This window comes from Actinoplanes sp. NPDC051633 (genome assembly GCF_040681735.1).
Taxonomy (GTDB): Bacteria; Actinomycetota; Actinomycetes; order Mycobacteriales; family Micromonosporaceae; genus Actinoplanes.
Map to the genome: position 1 here is coordinate 1 of NZ_JBFAZH010001280.1, position 2093 is coordinate 2093.

At 74.2% G+C, this 2093-nt stretch carries 1 protein-coding gene and 1 pseudogene; both read right to left on the reverse strand.

The annotated features are described in order from the left end of the window. Positions 1–1376: hypothetical protein (locus AB0M20_RS40060; RefSeq protein WP_364306371.1), on the reverse strand; the 1376-nt coding region annotated here is incomplete at its 3' end. A 5-nt stretch (positions 1377–1381) separates the two neighbouring features. Then, a pseudogene (locus AB0M20_RS40065) lies at positions 1382–2093 on the reverse strand (magnesium chelatase); the annotation flags it as partial.

The window sequence follows — 2093 nt, forward strand, 5'->3', positions numbered from 1 at the left end:
CCGGCCGCTGAGGCTCCGCCAAGGGCGGAGAACCCGAGCCCCTTCGGGGCTGTGCCGCTAACGGCTCGGCGGCGCACCGCGTTGCCGATTGTGCGGACCACGTCGAGCGGCTGCTCGTCGCCGAACATCCAGCGCCGCGACGACCCGGTCAGGTCGCCGGCCGCCCCGGCGTCGCGCAGGTCGTGCTCCCCGCGCTTCTTGCCGGACAGGTCGGCGAAGACCTGGGCCAGCGCGGTGCGCCCGAGCCGCCGCAACGCCTTGGCCGACAGCGTCAGGCCCTCGCCGTCGCGCGTCACCCAGCCCTGCCGGCGCAGCTCCTTCTCCAGCTCGCGCAGCCGGCGCACGTCGTCGGCCGCGGACCGGCCGAGCTGGCGCTCCACCGCCTGCACGTCGATGTCGTCCAGGGTGGCTCCGGGATGCTCCTGGCCGAGCTGCTGCATCAGGTCGTCCAGGTCGGCGAGCTCGCTCAGGGCCGCGGTCGCGTCCCCGTACCCCAGATCCTCGCTGCCGCGCATCCGCTCGCCGCGCCCCCAGTTGAGGCCCGGCCGCAGCGCCTGCAGGTTGCCGGTCAGCTCGGCGAGCTGACCGCGCAGCGGGCCGTCACCGAGCGCCTGGTCCATCAGCGCCGCCAGCTCCTCCCGCTGTTGCGGGGTGAGCGAGCGCATCAACCGCTCGGCCGCCGCGGCCCGCCGGGCGAGGGAGTCGATCAGCTCGTCGATGTTCCGCGGGTTCTCCGGGAAGAACTCGCCGTGCTTGTCCATGAACTGCTGGAACGCGTCCTCGGTGTCCTCACCGCGGGCGTGCCGGGCGAGCAGGTCGTTGAGGTCGGTCAGCATCTCGGAGATCCGGGCGTCGGCGGCCGGGTCGTTGCCCTGCAGCGCCCGCTTCATCCCGGCGAACCGCTGCTCCACCACCTCGCGCCGCAGCCCGTCGAGGATCTGCTGGTACGTCGCCCGGGCCTCGTCGCTGGCCCAGTCGTAGTCCGACAGCTCCTGCACGGCCTGGGCGGTCGAGCTCGGCAGGTTGTCGAGCACCGCCTCCTGGAAGCGGGCGTTGTCGTCGTCGCGTCCGCGCAGCTCGTCGCGTTCCGCCGCGAGGGCCTGGTCGAGGAGCTGCTGCGCACGGGTGACCGCGCCGTCCAGGTTGCCGCGCCGCAGGGCGTCCCGCCGCATCCGCCGCGCCCGTGCGTAGAGGTCGTCCAGGCCGCGGCCCTCGCGGGGGCCGCGGCGCAGCAGGTCACGCAGCGCGTCGCGCAGGCTCTCCCCCTCGAGCACCCGCTCGCCGACCTCGTCCACGGCCGCGCGCACGTCGTACGGCGGGGCGAGCGGATCGGGCCCGTCCCGCCACGCCCCGTACCGGAATCGGTTCCCACTCATCAGATCTAGCTCCCGTAGAGGGTCCGGCCGTCGTCGGTCAGCTCCTTGGCCAGCCGGCGGGTGAGGTGCAGCCCCTCGAGGACGAACTCGACACCGGCCGCCGCCTGCCCCGGGGTGGGCGCGTCGCCGAGCCCGAGCCGGTCGAGCACCTTGGCCAGGCCCGGCACGGTGCCGATCTGACCGAGCAGCTCCTCGGCCGAGACCAGGTCACCGGTCTCGATGATCGCGCCCTCGGCGACCAGGTCGGTGAAGCCGGAGAGGTCCAGCCCCGCCAGGCGGGCCCGGAACGTCTCGGCGGTGGCGACCCGCAGCAGGTGGCCGAGCACCTCGGTCTCCCGGCCCTCCTCGCCGCTGTCGAACTCGACCTTGCCGCGCAGCGTCGAGGTGACCGAGACGGTGTCGCAGATGCGTGCGACCGCCTCACGCTCGTTGCGCAGCCCCGAGCGGCGCAGCGCGGACGCCGCCACGGTCTCGGCGGCGGCGATCGCGAACCGGGCGGACACACCCGAGCGCTGATCCACGGCCGGCGACTCCCGCACCGCGCGGGCGTAGCGGGCGAGCGTCTCGACCAGGTGGTCCGGCACCGCCGCGGCCAGCGCCGCCTCCTGCCGGATCAGCTCGATCTCCAGCTCGACCTCGAGCGGGTAGTGGGTGCGGATCTCCGCGCCGAACCGGTCCTTGAGCGGGGTGATGATGCGTCCGCGGTTGGTGTAGTCC